Consider the following 21,372-nt stretch of genomic DNA (forward strand, 5'->3'; position numbering starts at 1 on the left):
GGCCGTTGATGGCCTCGGTGGGTCCGTTGGAGACGTGGTGGTCGAAGAAGGCCAGGATGTCGGCGCGGCGGCGCGATAGCGTGCGGCCGAGTTGGGCGATCTCCTCCAATCCGGCGGGTACGCCGCGCCGTATCGACTCGATCAGCCTGGTCATTGCCTTCTTGCCGTGACGTCGGTTCGGGTCGGCGTAGGCGGCGATGATCTTCTGATAGATCAGCCAGGCGACCTTGACGGCGAGATGGTCGTCGCCGTCGAGCACCTCGGTCAGCCGGGTGTATTGGCGTGGGGAGAGCAGCTGCAGGCGGGTTCGGGCGATGCGCCGGATCCCATAGAGCGGGTCACCGGTGTGTCCGCGCCGACCCAGGGTCTGCTGCTGGATGCGTTGGCGGATCAGGTCGAGCTTGGTCCCGGCCAAAGCCACAACGTGGAAGGGGTCCATCACGGTGACCGCGTCCGGGATGACCTCGGTGGCGGCGGTCTTGTAGCCGGCGAACCCGTCCATCGCAATGACCTCCACGGCCCGGGCAAAGTCGGTGGGTTGGGCGGCCAACCACGTGGCCAGTGCGGTCGCTGAGCGTCCTTCGACCAGGTCGAGCAGGCGTGCCGGGCCGGTCTGGTCGTGGGTAGGCGTGAGGTCGATGATCAGCGTGACGAACCCCTCTGTGCCGCGACGCCGAGGCGCCCAGCGATGCTCATCGACACCGATCACCGTCACCCCGGCCAGCCGATCCGGCCCGGTTGTGGCGATCAGGCCGGCGGTCGCACGCATCGCGATGGAGCTGACAGTATGCCAGGACACCCCGAGTTCGGCGGCGATCGCCGAAATGGTGGTGCGGTCGATCATCAACCGCCGCAATACATACCGGGCACAGCGCCGCGTCGTCGATGAGCGCGGGGCCGCCAACTTGCCCAGATCCTGGTTGAACACTGCCCGCCCACACGCTGGCGTTGTGCAGCGGTAGCGAGGTAGGGCACCCTGCAGCACCAGCGGGTAGCCGGCCACCGGCAGATCCGTCAACGGCCGAGTCACAGTGTCGCGGTAGCGGCCCTCCCGGCCGCAGTCCGGACACCTGGCGTCACAGGCCACCGGCCTGCAGAAGATCGTCGTCGTCTTCTCGTCGACCGCGGCGTCGGTGATCGTCACCCCCAACTCGATGGTGCGCATGATCGTGTCGGCAACAACAGACGGCGGGCAGGCAGTAGCCTCAGGCAAGGGTCACCTCGGTGGTGTTGGTGAAGCGGCGTGTAGGAACCTGAATCGTCACCCACCGAGGCCCCACCTCAGCTCAACGACACGAACCCCCACCGCGGATATCCGCCAACCACTGCTGCACGCTCATTTCCGCAGAGCCGGTTTGATGGTGGGCGTCAGGTAGTTGAGCCGGTCGTTGACCAGCCTCCAGAGCCGGTTGAGCACCGCACGTTCCTCGTCGGTGTCATAGCGGTAGTAGAACCCATACTTGCGGACGAGGTGGTTGTTCTTGGACTCGATTGTGGCCTGATCGTTCTTCTTGTACGGCCGCGACCTGGTGAAGAAGATCTCCATCTGCGCAGCCCACTTGATGACGGCCTTGTTGAGGAATTCGGTTCCGTTGTCGAAGTCCAAACCGGTTACCTCGTAAGGTATTTCATGGACACCGGCTTTGAGGGCGCCGAGGATGTGAGTGTGGGCGTTGTTGCGTTCGGTGCGGGTGAAGACCCAACCGATATGCATATCGGTGAGGTTGACGGTCCGGGCGAACTCGCCTTTGAGGGTTGGACCGCAGTGCGCGACGGTGTCGCCTTCGAAGAACCCCGGAGATCCCTCGACCTCGTCGGTTGCCTTGCGGATCTTGATCGAAGACCGCAGCAACGGGGAGGCCTTGGTGGTCGATTTCCCCTTGATCTGGTCGCGCGCCTTGACCGCACGCAGGTAGCGGTCGATCGTCGCGCTGCTCATCGCCAACAGCTCGGCACGCACCTGCGGGCTGTAGCGGTCCACACCTGCGCGTCCGGCCGGGTTTCCAGCAGGCGAGGTACGACGCGGCGACCAATAAACCCGGTACCGCCGGTAACGACATAGCGCATGCAAGCCATCGTGGCGGGTCACACCGCGCACGTCAACCATGCTGTCCAGGCATCAGCCGGCGAAGTTGCGGATGCCGTCCCAGTCCACCAGCGTCCAGCCGGTCATCGGGTTTCCGGTGATCACCACGCGGCCGACGTTGGGCAGCGGATGACTGGTCGCCAGGCTGTCCTTGGCGTTCTTCGTGTTCATCAGCGTCCAGTACTCGATGGCGTACAGATGCGAGAACACCACCGGTTGGTTGTGGCCGCTGTTGTAGATCTTCTGCACGGCCGCGGTGAACCAGTCGTTGAACTCCTTGCCGGTGATCGACCCGGGGATGCGGTCTCCGACGTCGCCGTTGAGCCAGTCCGCCGGTACGTCGAGGGGGCCATCGAGACGGGCTTGCCCTCGTACCAGCCGGCGTTGATCTCTTGGATGCCTTGCAGCACCTCGACTTGCTTGCCGAGTTCGGCGGCCAACGGCGCGGCGGTCTGTTGCGTTCGCACCATGGTGGAGGCGTAGACGGCGTCGTACTTGTTGTGGGCGAGTTGGTGCGCGACCTGTTCGGCCTGCCCCTTGCCCTCCGGGGTCAGGCCCGGGCCCGGCACGTCGGTGTCGATGACGCCGCTGGCGTTGGTCTCGGACTCCGCGTGCCGGACGAACGTCACGGTGATGCTGTGGGCCTGCGGTGACCCGCCGCAGGCGCCGACGATTACCGTTGCGGCCAGCACGGCTACCGCTTTTGAGGCCTTCCTGATCAAGCTGGGATTGCGCATGGCGATAGCCTGCCCCGCCGACGGTGCCGGTGGGAAGGGTTTGCGATGGTTGGGTGGCAGAAAAGCTTGAAGGGAGACTCGTATGGCGATTGACCCGAGTGCCGTCGGTGCGACGACGGAGCCGATGCTGTTCGAATGGACGGACCGGGAGACGCTGCTCTACGCGCTCGGTGTCGGCGCCGGAACTGACGACCTATCGTTCACCACCGAAAACAGCCACGACATCACCCAGCAGGTGCTGCCCACCTATGCGGTGATCTGCTGCCCGGCGTTCGGTGCGGCGGGCAAGATCGGAAAGTTCAACTGGGCCATGCTTTTACACGGGTCGCAGGGCATCCGGCTGCACGCACCGCTGCCGCCGGCGGGCAAGCTGTCCGTGGTCTCCGAGGTCGCGGACATCCAGGACAAGGGCGAGGGCAAGAACGCGATCATCGTGCTGCGCGGCCGCGGCACCGACCCCGACTCGGGGGAGCTGATCGCCGAGACACTCACCACGTTGGTCATCCGGGGCGAGGGCGGGTTCGGGGGAGTGCCGGGTCAGCGGCCGATCGCGCCGGAGTTTCCCGACCGCGAGCCCGATGCCCGGATCGCGCTGCCCACCCGTGCGGACCAGGCGCTGATCTATCGGCTCTCCGGTGACCGCAACCCGCTGCACAGCGACCCGTGGTTCGCCAGGGACATGGCCGGTTTCCCGAAGCCGATCCTGCACGGGCTGTGCACCTACGGGGTGTCGGGCCGCGCGCTGGTCGCCGAGCTGGGCAAGGGCGTGGCCGCCAACGTCACGTCGATAGCGGCGCGATTCACCTCGCCGGTGTTTCCAGGGGAGACGCTGACCACGCTGATCTGGCGGACGGAACCGGGCAAGGCGGTGTTTCGGACGGAGGCTTGTGGCGCCGAAAGCGCGAACGCGCGGATCGTGTTGGACGACGGCGCGGTGGAGTACGCGGAGGCCTAGCCGATGGCTTAGAACCCGGTACGTCGCCCCGGCGCGCAGGCGTTCACTGGTGCGCCTGGCCTGCCGTCCAGCCATGACCTGTCCCGCATTCGGCGGGCTTCGGGGGGATCGCTCGGGCGCTAAGCTAAACAGCTATGTGCTACAGTTAGCACATGTCTACGGTGGGCGTTCGTGAGCTGCGGCAGCGGGCCAGCGAACTCCTCCGTCGGGTCGAGGCCGGCGAGACGATCGAGATCACCGACCGTGGTCGGCCTATCGCCCTTCTCTCGCCGATGCCGGAGGGCGGTCCGTACCAGCAGATGCTGGCAAGCGGCGGGATCGAACGTGCGACGCTTGACTTTGATGACCTTCCCGAGCCGGTCCGACTCAAAACGGGTATCGAGCTGCCGTCCGTGACGCTTGCGCGCCTGCGTGAGCACGAGCGTTGATGGCGGCCATCTACCTGGACTCGTCCGCAATCGTCAAGCTTGCAGTTCGTGAGCCAGAGTCGGATGCGCTGCGTCGCTACCTTCGCACCCGGCTGCCGCGGGTGTCGAGTGCCCTTGCGCGGACGGAGGTCATGCGGGCTCTGCTCCACAAGGGTGAATCAGCCCGAAGAGCCGGACGCCGGGCGCTCGCGAGCCTAGACCTACTACGCATCGACAACCGATTGCTCGATCTTGCTGGTGGGCTGCTGCCAATCGAGCTACGCACCCTCGATGCAATTCACCTGGCGACTGCCCAGCGGCTCGGCATGGATCTTGGCCGGTTGTGCACTTACGACGACCGCATGCGCGACGCCGCCGAGGCGCTCGGCATGGCAGTGATTGCCCCGTCTTGATCGGCTACCTAGGGTGGCGCGTGAGGCGGCCAACGCTTCATGTCCCGGCATGTCGCGCCAACCTCGTGCCACCGCCGAATGGGGACACCGTCGTGCTGGATCACTCGAATGTTGGCACCCTGAGCGCCGTTAGAACCGTTGCCGTCGCTAATTTACGCGGGCGTCACTTAACCGCTGTGCCAACCTTTCGGTGAACTCGGCGGCGCGCGCGGGACTGTCCAACGCAAACAGCGCGGCGGTGGCGCGGTCGCCGTCTTCGCTGTGTCGCACCAGGATCGGGATACCATCATCGCGGACCGCGTCGAACGCGTCCTCGTCGGTGATGTCGTCGCCGAGATAGATGGGCACCAGCGGACGCGCGTCGGCCTCGCGCAGGTGATCGATCACCCAGCGAAGCGTCTTTCCCTTGTCCCAGTCCATGTCCGGACGCAGCTCGATGACTTCGCGACCCGTCGTCACCCGAAGTCCGTCCCGCCGGCCCGCCGCGCGCACCGCCGCGGCAACCTCGCCCACGCGGTCCCGCGCGGCGTTGCGGTAGTGGACCGCAACGCCAAATCGCTTGTGCTCCATCATAACTCCGGGGATCGAGTCGAGCCGGTCGCGCAGCTCGGCGGCGGCCTGTTCGAGCACCGGTGTGGCCGCCGCCGCGGCGTCGTTCTGGTGGTGTGTGCCGTCGGGTGCGGTCAGCTCGAAACCGTGGCTGCCGGCATACCAGATCCCGGGCACACCGAGGCGCTGTGACACGTCGGCGAGGTCGCGGCCGGACAGAACCGCGACCGGGCATTGCGCGGCCAGCTTCCGCAGCGCCTCGACCGCGGCGGCGACGGGCCGGGCCGCGGCGGGATCGTCGACGATGTCCGACAGCGTGCCGTCGAAGTCGAAGAACATATGGCCGGCCTCCGGTCGGTGAGGGCACCGAGGGCCTGCACAGCATCGGGTAGCTGGGACATCCGGTGGTCCCCGGTGCGCACGGCGACCTCATCCAGATCGCCGACCACGGCGTCGGCGCCGACGCGCCGCAGGGCGTCACTTTGCCCTGTTCGGTCGAGGCCGATGACCAACGCGAATCCGCCGTCGCGCGCGGCCTGGACGCAAGCCGCGTTGTCGGTAAGGACGGCGCATCGCCCCGGGCGGACCGACAGCTTGTCTGCTGCCTCACTCAGGGTGTCGCGGACGTTACCGTTCGACGCGAAGACGCCGGTGTCGACGCCGGCTTCGCGCAATCGCCGGGTCAGCGCCTGGGTGCGGTCCAACGCGGTGTCGAACAGCACCGCGTCATGGCGGCGCGGGTCGATGGTGACCGGCATTGACCAACCTTCTCACGGTGTTCAACGCCGGTGAGAGCGGGTCAGTGACGTGCCGGCGTGGGTGCCGACGGTCGCGGCCGCTGCGCCTGGCCCGGAAACGCGCGCGCCGCGCGCGTGCGCCGGCGGTCCTTGCTGAACAGCAACACCGAATCCTGGCTGAGCGCCACCATCCGTGCCATGCCCAGCTCGATACCGGCTGCCAGCTGCTTGACGTCGGCCGTGGCGTCGTATTCGGCGGTGATGCCCGAATACCAATTCGTCGCCGTAGCTGAGCATCGCGACCCCGGTGCTCAGCTGCAAGGCGATCGGGGGGATCGGCAGCAGGCGCTCCATCGTCTGGCCCATCAGCCGCAGCTGATGGCGAGGCCCGGGCGCGTGGTTCGCCAGCGTTACGAGGCCGCGCTGCGGGAGCCTGGGTAACAGTTGTATGAGGTTGCCGCGCAGCATAGTTGGCAGACAATTGATCGCAGACTCCACGATACCGGGCGGAGATTTGTCGGCGTGCTGCGCTTTCCACCGGCTGTGCACGGTCCGCAATTGCTGGACCGGGTCGTCATGCTCGACGGGCAGGTATGGCAGTAGTGCCGAACGTACCGGCATCGGCACCAGGGTGCGCAGCGAGTCCGCCCGCGGTTCTTCGCCGCGGCGTAGCAGAACCCTTCGGAAGCCCTCGGTGATGGCCGCCAGCGCGACATCGTTGACGGTCACACCGAATTTGCGGCACACGCACTCGACGTCGGCAATCGGGACGCGCACCGTGCTGTAGCGCCGCAGGACCGGGTCGACCGAGGGCCGTGCCGTCGGCCAGATCGCCCCGACGAAGTTGCCGGCGAGTGCCCCAGCCCACTCCAGGGGCCAGCCGCGCTTCGAGGCCTGCGGCGGCGAATCATGTTTGTCGCCAACACCGTTCGCGAATGCATCGTGGTCGGCGTCGTCGCAAAGCCGGGTGAGCAGGTGGGCGGCTGAGTTCCCGTCGGCCAAGCCGTGGTGGATCTTCATCAAGATTGCCCACCGGCCGCCTTTCAGGCCCTCGATCACCCAGCACTCCCACGGCGGACGGTCCAGGTCGAGGGGACGCTCCAGGGCGTGGGCGATCGCGCCGGACAGCTGGGCGTCGTCGCCCGGGCGCGGAATCGCCACCCAGCGCACATGATGGGCCAGGTCGAATCCGGGACAGTCGATCCACTCGAAGCTCTGCGTCCGCAGCACCTGTGTGCAGCGCGGTATCGACTGAATCCGTTCCGCCAGCAGCTGTTTCAGCAGTGCGTAATCGGGGACGCCACCATCGACGATGGCGACCGCGCCGATCACCAGGCTGGCGTACTGATCGGGATCTTGAGCTCTCAGGTACGCCGTATCCAGTGTTATCGCTTGCGCCATGCGCAGTCCCCGCCCCTCGTTTCTCGCACTTGTACCAGTATTTGCGCGGGACCTCCGGGGCGGTAGGCCAGGAGCGTTAAGAATGTGTTTAGACCCGTTAAACAGCTCGCCTAAGTCGAACATACTTATTGCTTATCTGCTTAAGTGGACTCGTTTGCTTAAAAAAATTCGTCAAAAGTACTGCCGGGCAGTGGTTTAGCAGTTGCTCGCAGAGTTTGCTCTTGGCCTTCGGCGGCGCCGATGAGGTCGGCTAGTGGGTGGGGATCGGTGTTGACGCTTTGTTGCAGGAGTCGGTAGAAGAGCATTCCGCGGGCTTTTGACCTGCGGCGATTGAATCTGAAGGTGAACTCGTCGAGGTAGTACTGCAGGTGCTCGCGTTCCACGCGGGTGTAGCGGCCATGACAGGAGCGATCGTCGGCGCCCGCGACGGCGTTGAATCCATCCCTGCTCGCTGGCTCGAAGCACTCGAAGACGGCGACCGCGGACGCACCCACGTGAAGCAGCTCGCCGCGCTTCTGCTCAGGTAGCGCGCTCTGCGCCCTACCCCCCCGCTCACCTAGGTGCGTGGGTCGGTATCCACGAGTTGTTGGTGTGTCACGCTGATGGCGACGTGGATGGTCGGGAAAACTGTGTCCATGGATTTGATGACGGCCCAGGATCAGCTGTTTGAGACCGAGTCCGCGCGGCCTCGCTCGTCATCGTCACCGGGCGAGGTTTCGGTGGACAAGACGTTTCGGGCCTATGACCAGGATCAGTCGTTTTTGATGCCGCCGTCGTTGCGGGATTGGTTGCCTGACGATCATCTGGCGTTGTTTGTGTCCGAGTTGGTCGATGAGGTGCTTGATCTGGCAGTGTTTTTCGCCTCCTACAGCGAGGCCCGGGGCTTTCCGCCGTATCACCCGCGGCTGATGCTCAAGCTGCTGCTCTACGGGTACACCAGCGGGGTTCGTTCATCTCGCAAGATCGAAGCCCGTTGCCATGACGATGTGGCGTTTCGGTACCTGGCCGCCAACACCGCACCGGACTTTCGCTCCATCGCCCGCTTTCGGCGCCGTCACCTCGCCGCGCTGGAAGCCCTGTTCCTGCAGGCGCTGACCCTGTGCCAGCAGGCGGGCATGGTCACGATGGGCCGGGTGGCCCTCGATGGCACCAAGGTCAAGGCCAATGCCTCCCGTCACAAGGCGATGAGCTATGACCGGATGTGCGAGGCGGAGCCGGCCCTGCAAACCCAGGTCGAGCAGATCATGCGGGAGGCCGAACGCGTCGATATCGACGAGGACCAGGCCCACGGCCCGGACAATCGTGGCGGTGACCTGCAGGGCGAATTGGCCCGCCGTGAGAGCCGGCTGGCCAAGATCCGCAAGGCCAAGGCCGACCTGGAACAACACGCCAAAGACCAGGCCGCGGACAAGGCCCGGGCAAGGGCGCAAAACGCCGGCCATGATGACGACGCGGCCGCGCGGGCCGCCGAGCAGGCAGCACAGTGCGCGACCGTCAAGCCCAAGGCGCAGCGCAACTTCACCGACCCTGACGCCCAGATCATGAAGACCGCCGACGGCAGCTTCCACTACTGTTACAACGCGCAGGCCGTCGTCGATGAAGAACATCAGGTGATCGTTGCGACCGACTTCGCCGAATCCGGCGCCGACAACCCCGCATTCGGCGAGCTGCTCGCCCAGACCATCACCAACACCGCGACCACACCGCGTCAGACGCTCGCCGACGCCGGCTACTTCAGTGAGAACAACATCGACGCCGCCCACAAGGCGGGCACCGATCCGCTGATCGCGACCGGCCGGCTCGCCCACGGCGAGCAGGTTCCCGACGCGCCACGGGGACGGACACCGAAAAATGCGACACCAAAGGCGCGGATGGCCCGCAAACTTCGCACCAAGAAGGGCAAGGCCGCATATTCGCGGCGCAAGGTGATCGTCGAGCCGGTGTTCGGGCAGATGAAGACCACCCAGGGGGCGAGTCGACTCCTGCTCCGCGGCCACCATCACGCCCGCGCCGAATGGCGCCTGCTCGCCGCCTGCCACAACCTGCGAACCCTCCTACTACAACATTGCAGCGCAGGCTGCGGCCGGCTGAAAGGGTCGTGCGCAGCGAGTTACGGCCACCGATCCGCCATCCCGCGGAATGCGGCCCGCCCGATCACACCACCAGGCCAACAAAACGCCGCCCGATGCCCTCCGTCCAGGACAAATCCACCTGCCGACCCGACAAATCCGTTACCGACCCACGCACCTAGCCGGGGGCAGCAGGAATCAAGATCACTACAAGTCAAGTCCCCACGGAATCAGGGGAACCCCTTCACCCGAGCTGCACGGCGTATTGACGGCAGAGCACCTACGATTGGCCGCTGATCAGCCCGCACCCTACTTTCCCGTGCTGGTGACCGGTGCCGCCGCCTCGGCTCCACCGGCGGCAAGCTCACCCTGGTCCGCAGCACCCACTGTCTTTGACAGGCGAGCACCCAGCCGCTGAAATGCGTCCACCGAGAATGGCTGCATCATACGGCGGTTGACACCAGGGGCGATACGGAGCATGAAATAGCCCAGCCAGGCCTCGGTGCGCACCGGCACGACCGCCAAATCAAACCGTACCGCACGTACGACGGCACGAGCTACGAGGTCCGAGCTCATCGGCGAGACCCTAAACTTCTCGCTAAATTCCTGGAGCTTCTTCGTGAACTGCTTTCCTTGTTCGATCAGGTTCTGATCGACGCCGACTACGATCGCGCGATCAGCGATGTTGGTGTTGATCACACCCGGGCACACGGCGCTGACGCCGATGCCTCTCGGTCCGAGTTCGAGCCGCAAGCACTCGGTCAGCATCTTCACGCCCGCCTTGGACACCGAGTACGGCGCCATCACCGGCGTGGGTGTGAACGCCGCCGCTGACGCGATGTTGACGATGTGGCCACCGCCGCGCTCAACCATCTGGGCGCCGAACACACGACATCCGTGGACGACACCCATTAGGTTCACACCGAGTTGGCGGTCCCAATCCGAGGGACTCAGCTGCAAAAAGTGGCCGCCCACCAAGATACCTGCGTTGTTGACCAATACATCGGTGTAACCGTGATCGGCTAACACATCGCGACCGAACACCGCCCAGGCGTCGGGGTCGGTGACGTCCAACTGCGCCGCCGACGCGCCGAGGCCGTAACCGCGGATCATCGCGGTGGTCGCTTGTGCCGCATCCAGATCGATGTCGGAGACCACGACGTGGGCGCCGAGCTTAGCGAACCTGATCGCTGTCGCCCGGCCAATGCCGCTTCCAGCCCCGGTGACCACCACCAGGCGCGGTCGCAATCGGTTGAACTTCACAGGCTCTCCTTCGTCATGGCCGCGGCTGCGTCCAGAACCGCAACGCCCCTGCTGTATCGGTAGACATCAAGGTTGTAATAGCGGTTCTGCCAGTACATTTCGCCGTGCGTCGACGGCCGAAACGGTGAATCGCCCTGGTTATTAATGTAGTAGGTGTTCGAACCCGCACACGCCGGAGTGAACAGGAAGTTATTCTGTTGGCGCTTCAGGCATTTCCGAAAATACTCGTCGTGGGCTTCCTGACGAATCTCGCAGACCGTTGCACCGCGGCGCTTCGCTTCGGCTATGGCGCGGCTCAGGTGAGCCGATGTCGCTTCGATCATCCACAAGTACGAGCCGAGCACGAATCCGTAGGGCCCGGTGATTGAGAACATGTTCGGAAATCCGGGAACCGAAACACCCTGGTACGACTGGTATCTCTGCTCACTCCAGAACCGCCCGAGATCGACGCCGCCCCGCCCGATGACGGGGAAGGGAGGCACCGCGCCCGCCTCCCACAGCTTGAACCCGGTCGCGCAGATCAACACGTCGATCTCGTGCTCCACGCCGTCCGCCGTCCGTACCCCCTTCTTGGTAATGCACTCGATCGCATCGGTGACCAGGCTGACGTCGTCGCGGTTGAAGGTACGCAAGTAGTCGTTTGACATCGACGGGCGCTTGCAGCCTAACCCGTAGCGTGGGATCAGCTTCTCCCGAACGACCGGGTCATCGATCTGGCGGCGCATCCAGCGGCGGGTAGGAACCTCAAGCATCCGGCGGCTCGCGTTCGTCAGCCACTGTGGACCGACCCACATCCCGGCCATGCCGACCTCGGTTGCGACGGTTCCCACCAGGCGGATACCCGAACGGATTCGCTTACGCCCCAGAACCCACCGGATGGCGGACGTGACCTCCTTGTCAGGTTTTGGGAACACCCATATCGGTGTTCGTTGGAAGACTGTCAAATGTTCGACTTCGTCGACAATGGCCGGGACGACCTGCAGCGCCGTTGCGCCAGTGCCGATGACCGCGACGCGCTTGCCCGCCAGCGCCACGTCATGGTCCCAGAGTGCGGTGTGCATGAGCACACCCCCGAACTCGTCGAGACCCGGGATATCAGGCATCTTCGGGCGTTCGAGGCCACCGACCGCCATGACTACATTTCGGCCGGTAATCTCCTGATCGGCGTCGGTAGTCAATCGCCATAGGCTATTGCGCTCATCGAGCACCGCCGAGGTGATCGTAGTGTTCAGCCGCAACTTTTGAGCTAGGCCGTACTTGTCCACAAGGTCGCTGGCGTAATCGCGAAGCTCGTAACCCGGAGCGAAGATCCGCGACCAATCACCACGCTGCTCGTAGGAAAAGCTGTAGACAAACGAGGGAATATCCACCGCCACACCCGGATAAGTGTTCGCATGCCAGGTGCCGCCCACCTGATCCCACTTGTCGACAATCACGAAGTCGTGAATGCCTCTGCGTTGCAAGGAGATACCAGCACCGATACCGCCGAATCCAGCGCCGACGATCACGACTTCATGGTCTGGAGTGACACGCTCGACAGTCGGTAACTGCTCGATGTCGATCGTTGTACTCAACTTGAACTCATGGCCTTCCTGCTACTTGAGATGACCGACAAGGGCACCGTCGTCGCCGAACAGCTCCTGCCGCCACTGCTGCACCAGCGCGGTCGTGTCGATGTCGTCGGGATGGAAGCCCGGCTTTAGGTACATGCGCAGATCGGCCATCAGCCCCTGCACCAACGGGTCCCGGAACACCGCACGCGTTTGACGCGCCACTTTGATCGGGCGCCATCCCCGCGGATCGGCCAAAATAGACAACAGCACCCCGATCGACACCACCGGGATCGTCAGGATGTACAGCACCGCCATCACCCCGATCCGGAGCCACTCCGGCCCATCGACGGCCCGGTAGACGTCGAACGCCACCGACTTATGTTCCAGCTCTTCCACCGCGTGCCAGTTGAGCAGGTTTCGCACCTCGGGATCGCCAGGAATCTTTTGTATCTCTTCGCCCAGCATGCGCTCAGCCAGTGTCGCGGTGTAGTGCTCGGCCGCCGCCGTGACCGCCAGGGGTACCCGCGCTGGCAGCAGGTTCTCAATTCGCACGATCAACCGGCTCCCGGCGGCTGTCATGCGGGAACATAAACAGCCGGACAATCGGGTAGCCCATCTCGATGAGCTTCTCGTTGAGCCGGCGGTGTTCCTGGCCGTGCACCGACTCCTGGCCAAATGAATCCGGCCACCCGCTTCATCAGTACCGGATCGGTCATCTGATCGGCAAAGCGCCGAACCGACCGGATAAACAACTCCTCACCTGGCGGAAACACGCCGGACAGCAACGCCACAAGGTGGCTGAACACGATATTGCCCTCAACGAAATGGTGGTCCATCGGCTCGGGATCGCCGAACCAAAACCGAATCCGCCGAGCCTTAGGATACGTACTCTCGGCTACTTTTTCGGCTGCTGTTCCGCTTTTCGCAGCCATTGCCTGACTAGCTACCATGGCAATCCCTTTTGTTGTGGATGTTCGCAATCACTTCAGGTAGCCGACGAGTTCTCCGTCGGTGCCGAAGAGTTCCTCTTGCCAGTGCTCCAACAACGCGTTCGTGTCGATGTCGTCAGGATGGAATCCCGGTCGCAGATATTTCGTAAGGTCTGGGATCAAACCCCGGAAGATGGGGCCACGGTACAGCCGATAGGCCTCCCGTATCACCCGTAGCGGCTGACGACGCCCATCCGGGTCGTGCGCCAGCGAGTAAACCAATGTGACGGCTATGAGGAGAAGCAGGGTCGGAATCATCACGGCCATCACACTCCTGCGCATCCGCTCCGTACCTCCCGCCACCGTGCGGAAGACATCGAATGCGACCGATTTGTGCTCAAGTTCCTCCACGGCATGCCAGTTCAGCACGTTCCACACCTGCAACTCGCCCGGAATCGCCTGGATTTCCTCTTCGCCCAGCGTGCGCTCAGCAAGTACGGCGGTGAAGTGTTCTGCAGCTGCTGTTACCGCCAGGGGTAGCCGCGCAGGCAGCCGCTCCTCCAGTCGCTTGACCCAGTCGTTAAACTTCTTCGAATCCCACCAAGCGATCGGGTAACCCATGTCGATGAGTTTCTCGTTCAGCAGGCGGTGTTGCTGTCCGTGGACCGATTCCTGGCCGATGAAGCCCGCCACCCGTTTCTTCAACGTGGGATCGGTGACCTGACCGGAAAATAGACCCAGGTGACCGGACGCGGCGGAGCCACCCGGCGCAGCCGGGTGTTCTTTCTCGCAGTTGTCGGGTTGTGTTGTGGGAGTTGGCCGGTGTCAGGCGACGGGTTCGAGGGTGACGCGATAGCCCAGGGCTGCGAGCTGCGCGACGTGGTTACGGGTCCGGCGTTCGGTGTTGATGCGGGTCGCGTGGTAGTCGGCACCGAGATCGTGGAAACGGGCCGTGGGGTCGTGCAGCAGGTTCCAGATGATGACCAGGATGGATCGGGCAACAGCGACGAGGGCCTTGAGCTTGCCGCGGCGTTTGACGATGCGCCGATAGCGTTCACCGAGGAAGGTGTTGGTCTTGGCAGCGGCTGTCGCGGCTTCGCCGAGAGCACCTTTCAGATATGGGTTGCCTTTGCCCGCCTTGCCCGAACGTTGCACCGGACCGGACTGGATGGTGCGTGGACACAGTTTTGCCCACGACACCAGGTGTCCGGCCGTGGGGAACCGGCTCATGTCGAGCCCGATCTCGGCGAGAATGATCTGCGCGTTCACCGGGCCGACGCCGGGAATCTCATCGAGTCGGTCGATCGTGGTCAACTCGCCGGCTTTGCGCGAAGCGGGGTTTGCTCCGCCGGTGGCGTCCCCACCGTTGACAGGTTCGGGCTCCATTGCAGCCAACAGTTGGTCGATGCGGGTGGTGAGCCTGCCGATCTTGGCGTCCAGCGCGTCGATCTGATCGAGCAGCATCTGGGCAAGTTCGGCGTGGTGATCGTCGAATCTGCCGGTCAGCGCCTCGACCAGAGCGGCTTGCTTGGGTCTCATCTTGCCGCGCGCCAGCCCGGCCAGCCGGCGCGGGTCCCGCTCGCCAGCGATCAGCGCCTTGAGCATGTCGCGCACCGACAGGGTGTCCAGAGTCGAGGCCACCGACGACACCTTGATCAGCGCGTCCTCGAGCAGCTTCTCGATCCGTTGCCAGTACCGGGAACGTTCGCGAGTCATATCGATCCGTAACCGGGTGTAGTCGCGTAACTCGCGGATCGGCGCCGGCGGCACGAAACTTGGCCGCAGCAGACCTTTCTCGGTGAGCTTGGCTAGCCAGACCGCGTCGAGTTTGTCGGTTTTGGGCCGACCGGGCACGTTCTTCACGTCGCGGGCGTTGACCAGCTGCACGTCGAGCCCGGCCGCCTCCAGCAGGTAGTACCAGATCCGCCAGTAATCCGACGTGGACTCCACAGTGACCTTCTCAATCCGCTCGTCAACGAGGTAGTCGGTCAACTCACCGACTGCGCCGGACGTGGCGGCCACGTCCCACACTTTGCTGACCCGCCTGCCCGCGCGGCTGCCCACACGCACGCACACCTTGCCCGAGGCCTTGGCTACATCGATCGCGCACACACGCTCGATCACCAACTCATGCTCGGTGTCAGCAATCTCCTCCGGCTGCTGCTGCTTCAACTCGCTTGCCCTCCATCAACATCGACGCTCTCAACAAGGCGGGCCGCCCGGGGGCCTCGGTTCAGGGAATCGAAATTCTGACCGGCGTGCTCGAAGCAACAGTGCGTGACCCTTCCAGGTCGGGCCCCGGCACCAGGCTCATCAACAGGCTCACAAAACCCAAGTTAACGTCGGCGTCGGCAGGCAACCCGACCCCCATTTTCACGCCTGCGAGGCGTCACCCGAAGGGAAACAGGGGGCTCATCTGAGAATCGACGCACCGACCGAATAAACAACTCCTCCCCTGACGGGAACGCACCCGATAGGTTCGCCACGAAGTGGCTGAACACGATGTCGTCGTTGACGAAGTACTTGCCGTGTGTGCCGCCGTCGCCGCCAAACGGAAAGCTTATCCGTCGGGTCCTCGGATAACGGGATCCAGCGCTCGCTGCGGTCACCGACTTTGCCTCTTGCCTTGCGTGGTCACTCGCCATGAATGCTAGCCCCTTCCTTGAACGTGTGACGTGTAGTTCCAGGTACCAATAGTACTAGGTGTTGGAACCACGCTACTGCGGATCCACGAGGTCGGCAAGCATCCGGCAAGCATCACGAAAAGTGCCCGCGAAACGCCCTCGGTGCATCACGTAAGAATGCCCGCGAAACGGTGATCCCCGCCAGGCATGGAGAGTGGGCTGTCGATGTCGTCTCGTGCCGAGATCACCGCGAAGTTCGCCAAGGCGTATGTGAAGGCGTCGAAGGCGAATAAGGGGCAGATTCTGGATCAGGTGGTGGAGGTCACCGGCTGGTCGCGTGACAATGCTCGGCGCCGGTTGACGGCCGCGGCCCGGCCGCCGGGAGCGGGCCGGCAGGTCGCCAAACGACCTCGCCGGCAGCGCAAGCCGAAGTATTCCTATGACGCGCTGAAGGTGCTGGGCCACTGGAGCGAACGGCGACGTGCAGTGTCGGTTTGTCGTCGTCTGACTCGTCTGGGCGGGAGACTTGATCCCACATGGTGTCGATCATCGGTTGCAGGAAGAGCTGTCCCAGCTGTCGGACCATGATGTCGATGATCTGGGTGGATCCGCTTCGCTCCGCATTTGCGATACCGGCGTCGCGGGCTTTGATGAGCTCCGTTCGGGTCAGCTCTGTCAATCGCTGGAGCAGTTGGCCTTTAGACCCTGCGGGGTCCAGTAGCGCGCGGCGCAGATAGTTGACGACGGCTGGGTTCGATTCGAGCATCTCCTTCACAGCCACGTCACGCGCCGTGGCGACTTGTCTTGGTGTTCCATCAACGGGGACCTGCGCGATCGTCTGCGCGAAGTAGTCGACGACGAGTTGTTCAACGGCGCGGCGGATTCCGTCCTTGGTCTTGAAGTGGTGGACAACCAGCCCGACCGTGACGCCGGCTCTCGAGGCGATATTTCGCATCGACGTGCGGTCCTCCCCGAACTCCGCGAACAGGTCCATCGCGGCGTTGCGAATGCGCGCCTTCGCGGTCAGGTCGTCTGCGCCTGCGCGTGGATCGGCGAACGGTCCCATGCGTCTCCTTCGTTCCGGGCAAGTGTACAGTGAACATCACTTCTTGTACAGATAGGAAGCTTCCTGTACAGTCGTACGGTATCAATTGAAGGACCACATGGTGCAGGGCAGTCTGAACGGCGTTCGCATCGTGTCGCTTGCGGTGAACATCCCGGGCCCGCTCGCGGCGGCACGGCTGGCGCGCTTCGGCGCGTCGGTAACAAAGGTGGAGCCCCCTACCGGAGATCCCTTGGCCGCGGTCGCGCCCGGCTGGTACGCAGAGCTCGCCAGCAAGCAGACGGTCTTGGTTCTGGACCTCAAGGACGCCGGCGACCGCGCCAAGCTGGACGTCGAGCTGACTTCCGCCGATGTGTTGCTCACCGCCATGCGCCCTTCGGCGCTACGCAGGCTCGGGCTCGACGACGCGCATGTCAGGTATCCGGGGCTCTGTCACGTCGAAATCGTGGGCTACGACGGTGACCTCGAGGAGCGTCCTGGCCACGACCTGACCTATCAGGCCACGCACGGCACCCTGCAGCCCCCGTTGATGCCGGCGGTTCCGGTCGTGGACCTCCTGGGTGCCGAACGTGCCGTGTCCGGGGCCCTGTTGGCGCTGCTTGATAGGCCGAATTCCGGTGCCGGCCAACACGTCCGGATCGTACTGGCGGACGCCGCAGCCGACGCCGGCGCAGCCGTGCGGTACGGCGTCGCAGGGCCCGGCGACCCGCTCGGTGGCGCGACTCCGACCTACGGGATCTACGCCAGTGCCGACGGCTATATCGCCCTGGGCGCAATCGAACCGCATTTCCAGAAGCGGACCCTCGAGGTCCTGGGCGCAGCAGATACCCACGAGGATCTCGCACGAGTCTTTGCCGGACAAAGCACGCGCCACTGGGAAGAAGTCGCCGAGACGGTTGACATCCCCATCGTTGGAATTCGTACACCGGAACAAGGAGGAGTGGAACATTGAACGCGCGCGAAGCAGTGATTGTCGGGGCGGTGCGCACGCCGGTGGGTAAACGAGGTGGCGCTTTGAGCCGGTGGCATCCGGCCGACTTGCTCGGTCACACCTTGCGAAACCTGGTGGAGCGCAGTGCGATCGATGCCAAAGACATCGATGACGTCATCGTCGGCTGTGCGATGCAGCATGAGCACCAGTCCGGAAATATCGGGCGGCACGCGGTGCTGGCTGCGGGTCTACCCGAATCGGTGCCGGCGGTCACCATTGATCGCCAATGCGGGTCCGGTCAGCAGGCGGTCAACTTCGCTGCATTCGGCGTCACCGCGGGCATCTACGAGCTGGCGATTGGGTGCGGTGTGGAGTCGATGTCGCAGGTGCCGATGCCTGCGTCGTTCATGCCGGGCGCGCCGCTCGGTCCGCAGTACTCGCCCGTGGAGTTGGCCCGCTACGACGACAACTTGGTGGCGCAAGGGGCGGCGTCGGAGTTGCTGAACTCCAAGTTCGGTATTTCTCGCGAGGAACTCGACGAATTCAGTATCCGAAGCCATGAGCGAGCATTCGCCGCGACCCGGGCGAAAAAGTTTCGCGCGCAGTTGGTGCCGATCACCGTCGATCCGCTGGATCCGTCGGCGGCGCCCGTCAGTGCCGACGAAGGAATCCGTGAGCAGTTGGATCCGGCGAAGATCGCGTCGCTGGAGCCTGTTTTCGCGGCCGACGGCCGCACAACCGCGGCCAATTCTTCCCAGATCAGCGACGGGGCAGCGGCGTTGCTGATCGCCGAGCGTGGCTACGCAGAACGCAGCGGGCTGGTTTCGCGGGCGCGGTTCCTGGCGATGACGGTCGCCGCGGCGGACCCGGTACTGCAGTTCACCGCGGTACTGGACGCCACCCACAGGGCGCTCGAGCGCGCCAACCTGAGTGTCAGCGACATCGACTTGTTCGAGGTCAACGAGGCCTTCGCCGGGGTGCCGCTGATGGTGCAACGCGAGTTCGGCATTCCCGATGACAAGCTCAACGTCAACGGAGGCTCGGTCGCAATCGGGCATCCGCTCGGGTCGACCGGGGCCCGCATGCTCACCGATCTGCTGTGCGAACTCGAGCGCACCGGACAGCGCTACGGCCTGCAGACCATCTGCGAGGCCGGCGGAACCGCCAACACCACCATCATCGAACGAATCTAAGGCACAGACATGGTCAGGGAAATCGTGAAGGGCGTGCCGTCGACGCACGGCGACCACTACCAGCTCAACACCACCAACCTGATCAGACATGCGGCGCGCACCTATCCCGAGCAAGAGGTCGTCTACCGCACCACGGAGGGCGACTGGCAGCGGTACACCTACGCAGACTTGTACGTTCGGGTCAAGCGGGCGGCGAACGCGCTCAGAGGAATAGGGATCGGCCCGGCCGACACAGTCGGAGTGCTCGACTGGAACAGCAAGCGGCACTTTGAGCTCAGCTGGGCCATTCCCGGCATCGCCGCGGTGATGCTGCAGATGAATCTGCGGCTGGCCACCGAAGACCTGAGCTACGTCACTGACCACGCCGAGGCGCAATGGATCCTGGTCGACGAGACACTCCTTCCGGTCGCCGAGGCGTTGGCTCCACACGTGCCGAAGGTCAAGGGCTGGATCGTAATGTCGGATAAGCCGCTCACCGAGATCGACACCACGCTGGAAAACGTCTTTCACCTCGAGGACCTGATGGCCGAGTCCGACACCGAGATCGACTGGCGGGTCATCGACGAAACCTCTGCTTACAGCGCGTGTTACACATCGGGAACGACGGGTCGGCCGAAGGGCGTCTACTACTCGCATCGTGGCAGCTACCTACACGCGATGGCGATGGCAGCAGCGATCAATCTCCGTCGCGAGGACACCGCGATGCTCATCACCCCGATGTTTCACGGCCAGTCGTGGGGGCTTCCGCACACCGCGATGTGGACCGCGGCGAAGGTGATCCTACCCGGCCGCTACCTGGCCGAGAACACGCAAATGCTCGTCGACGTGATGATCGCGGAGAATGTGACCGTCGCGAACGGCGCACCGGCGATTTTCCAGCCGATGCTGGACTACATCAAGACCCTTGCTGTGAAGCCAGATTTCAGCAGGACGAGACTGCTGTCCGGTGCGACCGAGCCGGCGAAGTCGCTGATGCGCGATTTCCACGAGCTCACCGGCGCCGATTTTGTGCAGGGCTACGGTGCGACCGAGACGACGCCGCTGATCACGATGAACATGGGCATCAAACCGTCCCTGCAGGGCACGATCACCGACGACGAGAAATGGGATTTCAAGCGTTTTCAAGGGCTGCCCGCTTCCGGTATCGACATCCGGATCGTCGACGACAACGGCAATGACCTGCCGCACGACGGTAAGAGTGTCGGCGAGGTACTGATGCGTGGGCCCTGGGTCATCGAGCGATACCACCAGCTCGACGACGACGACAACGCCGACCGCTTCCTCGACGGTTACTGGCGCAGCGGCGATGTCGGCACAATCTACCCGAACGGGTATCTCAAGCTCACCGACCGCCTCAAGGACGTAGTCAAGAGCGGCGGTGAATGGATTTCCTCTATCGATATGGAGAACGCCATCGTCGGACATCCGCTGGTGAAGGAGGCCGCGGTTGTGGGGATCAGCCATCCGAAGTGGCAGGAACGTCCGCTGGCCATCGTCGTGCCCGTCGAAGGTGGCGTGCTGACCCGCGATGACATCGTCGGTTGTCTGCAGGGGCAGTTCGCCAAGTGGCAGATGCCCGACGCGGTTCTCTTCGTCGAGGCGTTGCCGCGCACCAGTGTCGGCAAATTGGACAAGAAGATCCTGCGGGCCGAACACGCCGACGTTTACCGGGATGCGGTCACGTGAACAAACAAATTTTGCGATCGACTCGCGACGGTGCGGTGGCCCTGCTGGAGATCAATCGCCCGAAGTCGAAGAACAGCCTCAACGACGAGCTGTTGGGCGCGATGGGGGCCGAGCTGGCGGCGTTGCGGTCCGACACGGCCGTGTTGGCCGTGGTCATCGCGGGCGCCCACGGCATGTTCTGCGCCGGCGCCGACATCACGGCGTTCGACGAGATCCGGGCCCGGCCACTGGTCACCGGAGAGTCCAATGAGAGCTTCTGGTCGATACTGGCTGCGTTTCCGAAGCCGGTCATCGCCGCGGTCGAGACATACGCACTCGGGGGCGGCTGTGAGCTGGCGTTGGCCTGCGACATTGTCATCGCCGGCGAGTCGGGCCAATTCGGACTTCCCGAGGTGAAGATCGGCGCAATCCCTGGCGCTGGCGGAACTCAACGCCTCATTCGGGCGATCGGCAAATCCAAGGCTATGGCAATGCTTTTGACGGGCGATTCCATCAAGGCCCAGGAGGCGTGCGATGCAGGGTTGGTAGCCGAAGTCGTCGCCGACGGCGAGGCCGTGCCACGGGCGCTGGCGATGGCGCAACGGATCGCGACGAACTCCCCGCTAGCGGTGGCGCTGGCCAAGGATGCCGCTGTGCACGCGTTTCAGACATCACTGACGCAGGGACTCGAACACGAGAAACGGAATTTCTACGTGGCGGTGCATTCCGCCGACAGTCACGAGGGCCAGGCGGCATTCCTCGCCAAGCGCGCGCCCCAGTTCACCGGAAAGTAGGTA

General features: G+C 64.1%; 12 protein-coding genes and 10 pseudogenes. 8 read left to right on the forward strand and 14 right to left on the reverse strand.

The window, feature by feature from the left end:
- Positions 1 to 35: 35 nt before the first annotated feature.
- From AC0KS4_RS01090 to AC0KS4_RS01105, 4 genes and pseudogenes are all read right to left on the reverse strand, one after another.
- A pseudogene (locus AC0KS4_RS01090) lies at positions 36 to 1,165 on the reverse strand (ISL3 family transposase); the annotation flags it as partial.
- Positions 1,166 to 1,336: 171 nt separating this feature from the next.
- A complete protein-coding gene (locus AC0KS4_RS01095) occupies positions 1,337 to 1,981 on the reverse strand; it encodes an integrase catalytic domain-containing protein (protein ID WP_019731991.1) in 645 nt (214 codons plus the stop codon).
- A pseudogene (locus AC0KS4_RS01100) lies at positions 1,960 to 2,067 on the reverse strand (NAD-dependent epimerase/dehydratase family protein); the annotation flags it as partial. The gene AC0KS4_RS01095 and the pseudogene AC0KS4_RS01100, both read right to left, overlap by 22 nt.
- A gap of 52 nt (positions 2,068 to 2,119) precedes the next feature.
- Positions 2,120 to 2,823: pseudogene (locus tag AC0KS4_RS01105) on the reverse strand (histidine phosphatase family protein).
- A gap of 82 nt (positions 2,824 to 2,905) precedes the next feature.
- On the opposite strand from AC0KS4_RS01105, the gene AC0KS4_RS01110 reads away from it, so the two are divergent.
- The 3 genes from AC0KS4_RS01110 (at position 2,906) to AC0KS4_RS01120 (ending at position 4,598) form a co-directional block, all read left to right on the forward strand.
- The gene (locus AC0KS4_RS01110; protein WP_007168405.1) at positions 2,906 to 3,778 is read left to right on the forward strand and encodes a MaoC/PaaZ C-terminal domain-containing protein; all 873 of its coding nucleotides are present in this window, start codon (positions 2,906 to 2,908) and stop codon (positions 3,776 to 3,778) included.
- A gap of 152 nt (positions 3,779 to 3,930) precedes the next feature.
- Positions 3,931 to 4,206 (forward strand): type II toxin-antitoxin system Phd/YefM family antitoxin, encoded by a 276-nt coding sequence (locus tag AC0KS4_RS01115; RefSeq protein ID WP_007168406.1) that lies wholly within the window; start codon positions 3,931 to 3,933, stop codon positions 4,204 to 4,206.
- Positions 4,206 to 4,598, forward strand: coding sequence for a type II toxin-antitoxin system VapC family toxin (locus AC0KS4_RS01120; RefSeq protein WP_007168407.1), 393 nt, complete (start codon positions 4,206 to 4,208; stop codon positions 4,596 to 4,598). Before AC0KS4_RS01115 ends, AC0KS4_RS01120 begins: the two co-directional genes overlap by 1 nt.
- 147 nt (positions 4,599 to 4,745) lie before the next feature.
- On the opposite strand, the pseudogene otsB reads toward AC0KS4_RS01120, so the two are convergent.
- The 3 pseudogenes from otsB to AC0KS4_RS01135 form a co-directional block, all read right to left on the reverse strand.
- A pseudogene (gene otsB / locus AC0KS4_RS01125) lies at positions 4,746 to 5,905 on the reverse strand (trehalose-phosphatase).
- Positions 5,906 to 5,946: 41 nt separating this feature from the next.
- Positions 5,947 to 7,285, reverse strand: a pseudogene (locus tag AC0KS4_RS01130) (wax ester/triacylglycerol synthase domain-containing protein).
- Between the two features lie 158 nt (positions 7,286 to 7,443).
- Positions 7,444 to 7,671 (reverse strand): annotated as a pseudogene (locus AC0KS4_RS01135) (IS1595 family transposase); the annotation flags it as partial.
- Between the two features lie 333 nt (positions 7,672 to 8,004).
- On the opposite strand from AC0KS4_RS01135, the pseudogene AC0KS4_RS01140 reads away from it, so the two are divergent.
- Positions 8,005 to 9,363: pseudogene (locus AC0KS4_RS01140) on the forward strand (IS1182 family transposase); the annotation flags it as partial.
- 300 nt (positions 9,364 to 9,663) lie between these two features.
- Here the strand turns inward: AC0KS4_RS01140 and AC0KS4_RS01145 are convergent.
- From AC0KS4_RS01145 to AC0KS4_RS01175, 7 genes and pseudogenes are all read right to left on the reverse strand, one after another.
- Positions 9,664 to 10,617 (reverse strand): SDR family NAD(P)-dependent oxidoreductase, encoded by a 954-nt coding sequence (locus AC0KS4_RS01145; protein WP_007168413.1) that lies wholly within the window; start codon positions 10,615 to 10,617, stop codon positions 9,664 to 9,666.
- Positions 10,614 to 12,191, reverse strand: a complete 1,578-nt coding sequence (locus AC0KS4_RS01150) for a flavin-containing monooxygenase (protein ID WP_007168414.1) — start codon at positions 12,189 to 12,191, stop codon at positions 10,614 to 10,616. The genes AC0KS4_RS01145 and AC0KS4_RS01150 overlap by 4 nt, the downstream gene beginning before the upstream one ends.
- A gap of 21 nt (positions 12,192 to 12,212) precedes the next feature.
- A pseudogene (locus AC0KS4_RS01155) lies at positions 12,213 to 13,102 on the reverse strand (metal-dependent hydrolase).
- Between the two features lie 48 nt (positions 13,103 to 13,150).
- Positions 13,151 to 13,840 carry a metal-dependent hydrolase gene (locus AC0KS4_RS01160; RefSeq protein WP_080576326.1) on the reverse strand — a complete coding sequence of 230 codons (690 nt, stop codon included), beginning with the start codon at positions 13,838 to 13,840 and terminating at the stop codon, positions 13,151 to 13,153.
- 84 nt (positions 13,841 to 13,924) lie between these two features.
- Positions 13,925 to 15,271, reverse strand: coding sequence for an IS110 family RNA-guided transposase (locus AC0KS4_RS01165; RefSeq protein WP_007168418.1), 1,347 nt, complete (start codon positions 15,269 to 15,271; stop codon positions 13,925 to 13,927).
- A gap of 239 nt (positions 15,272 to 15,510) precedes the next feature.
- A pseudogene (locus tag AC0KS4_RS01170) lies at positions 15,511 to 15,744 on the reverse strand (metal-dependent hydrolase); the annotation flags it as partial.
- 445 nt (positions 15,745 to 16,189) lie between these two features.
- A pseudogene (locus AC0KS4_RS01175) lies at positions 16,190 to 16,789 on the reverse strand (TetR/AcrR family transcriptional regulator); the annotation flags it as partial.
- 97 nt (positions 16,790 to 16,886) lie between these two features.
- On the opposite strand from AC0KS4_RS01175, the gene AC0KS4_RS01180 reads away from it, so the two are divergent.
- From AC0KS4_RS01180 to AC0KS4_RS01195, 4 genes are read left to right on the forward strand one after another with little or no spacing between them, the layout of a single operon-like run.
- A complete protein-coding gene (locus AC0KS4_RS01180; RefSeq protein ID WP_007168421.1) occupies positions 16,887 to 17,738 on the forward strand; it encodes a CoA transferase in 852 nt (283 codons plus the stop codon).
- Entirely contained in the window at positions 17,735 to 18,910 is a 1,176-nt protein-coding gene (locus AC0KS4_RS01185; RefSeq protein ID WP_019732177.1) for a thiolase family protein, read from the forward strand. Before AC0KS4_RS01180 ends, AC0KS4_RS01185 begins: the two co-directional genes overlap by 4 nt.
- Before the next feature lie 9 nt (positions 18,911 to 18,919).
- A complete protein-coding gene (locus AC0KS4_RS01190; RefSeq protein WP_007168424.1) occupies positions 18,920 to 20,596 on the forward strand; it encodes a long-chain-fatty-acid--CoA ligase in 1,677 nt (558 codons plus the stop codon).
- Positions 20,593 to 21,369, forward strand: coding sequence for an enoyl-CoA hydratase/isomerase family protein (locus AC0KS4_RS01195; RefSeq protein WP_007168425.1), 777 nt, complete (start codon positions 20,593 to 20,595; stop codon positions 21,367 to 21,369). The genes AC0KS4_RS01190 and AC0KS4_RS01195 overlap by 4 nt, the downstream gene beginning before the upstream one ends.
- The last annotated feature ends 3 nt before the right edge of the window (positions 21,370 to 21,372 follow it).

The sequence above is a fragment of the Mycobacterium sp. NTMscope_MAC_12 genome, from assembly GCF_976985675.1.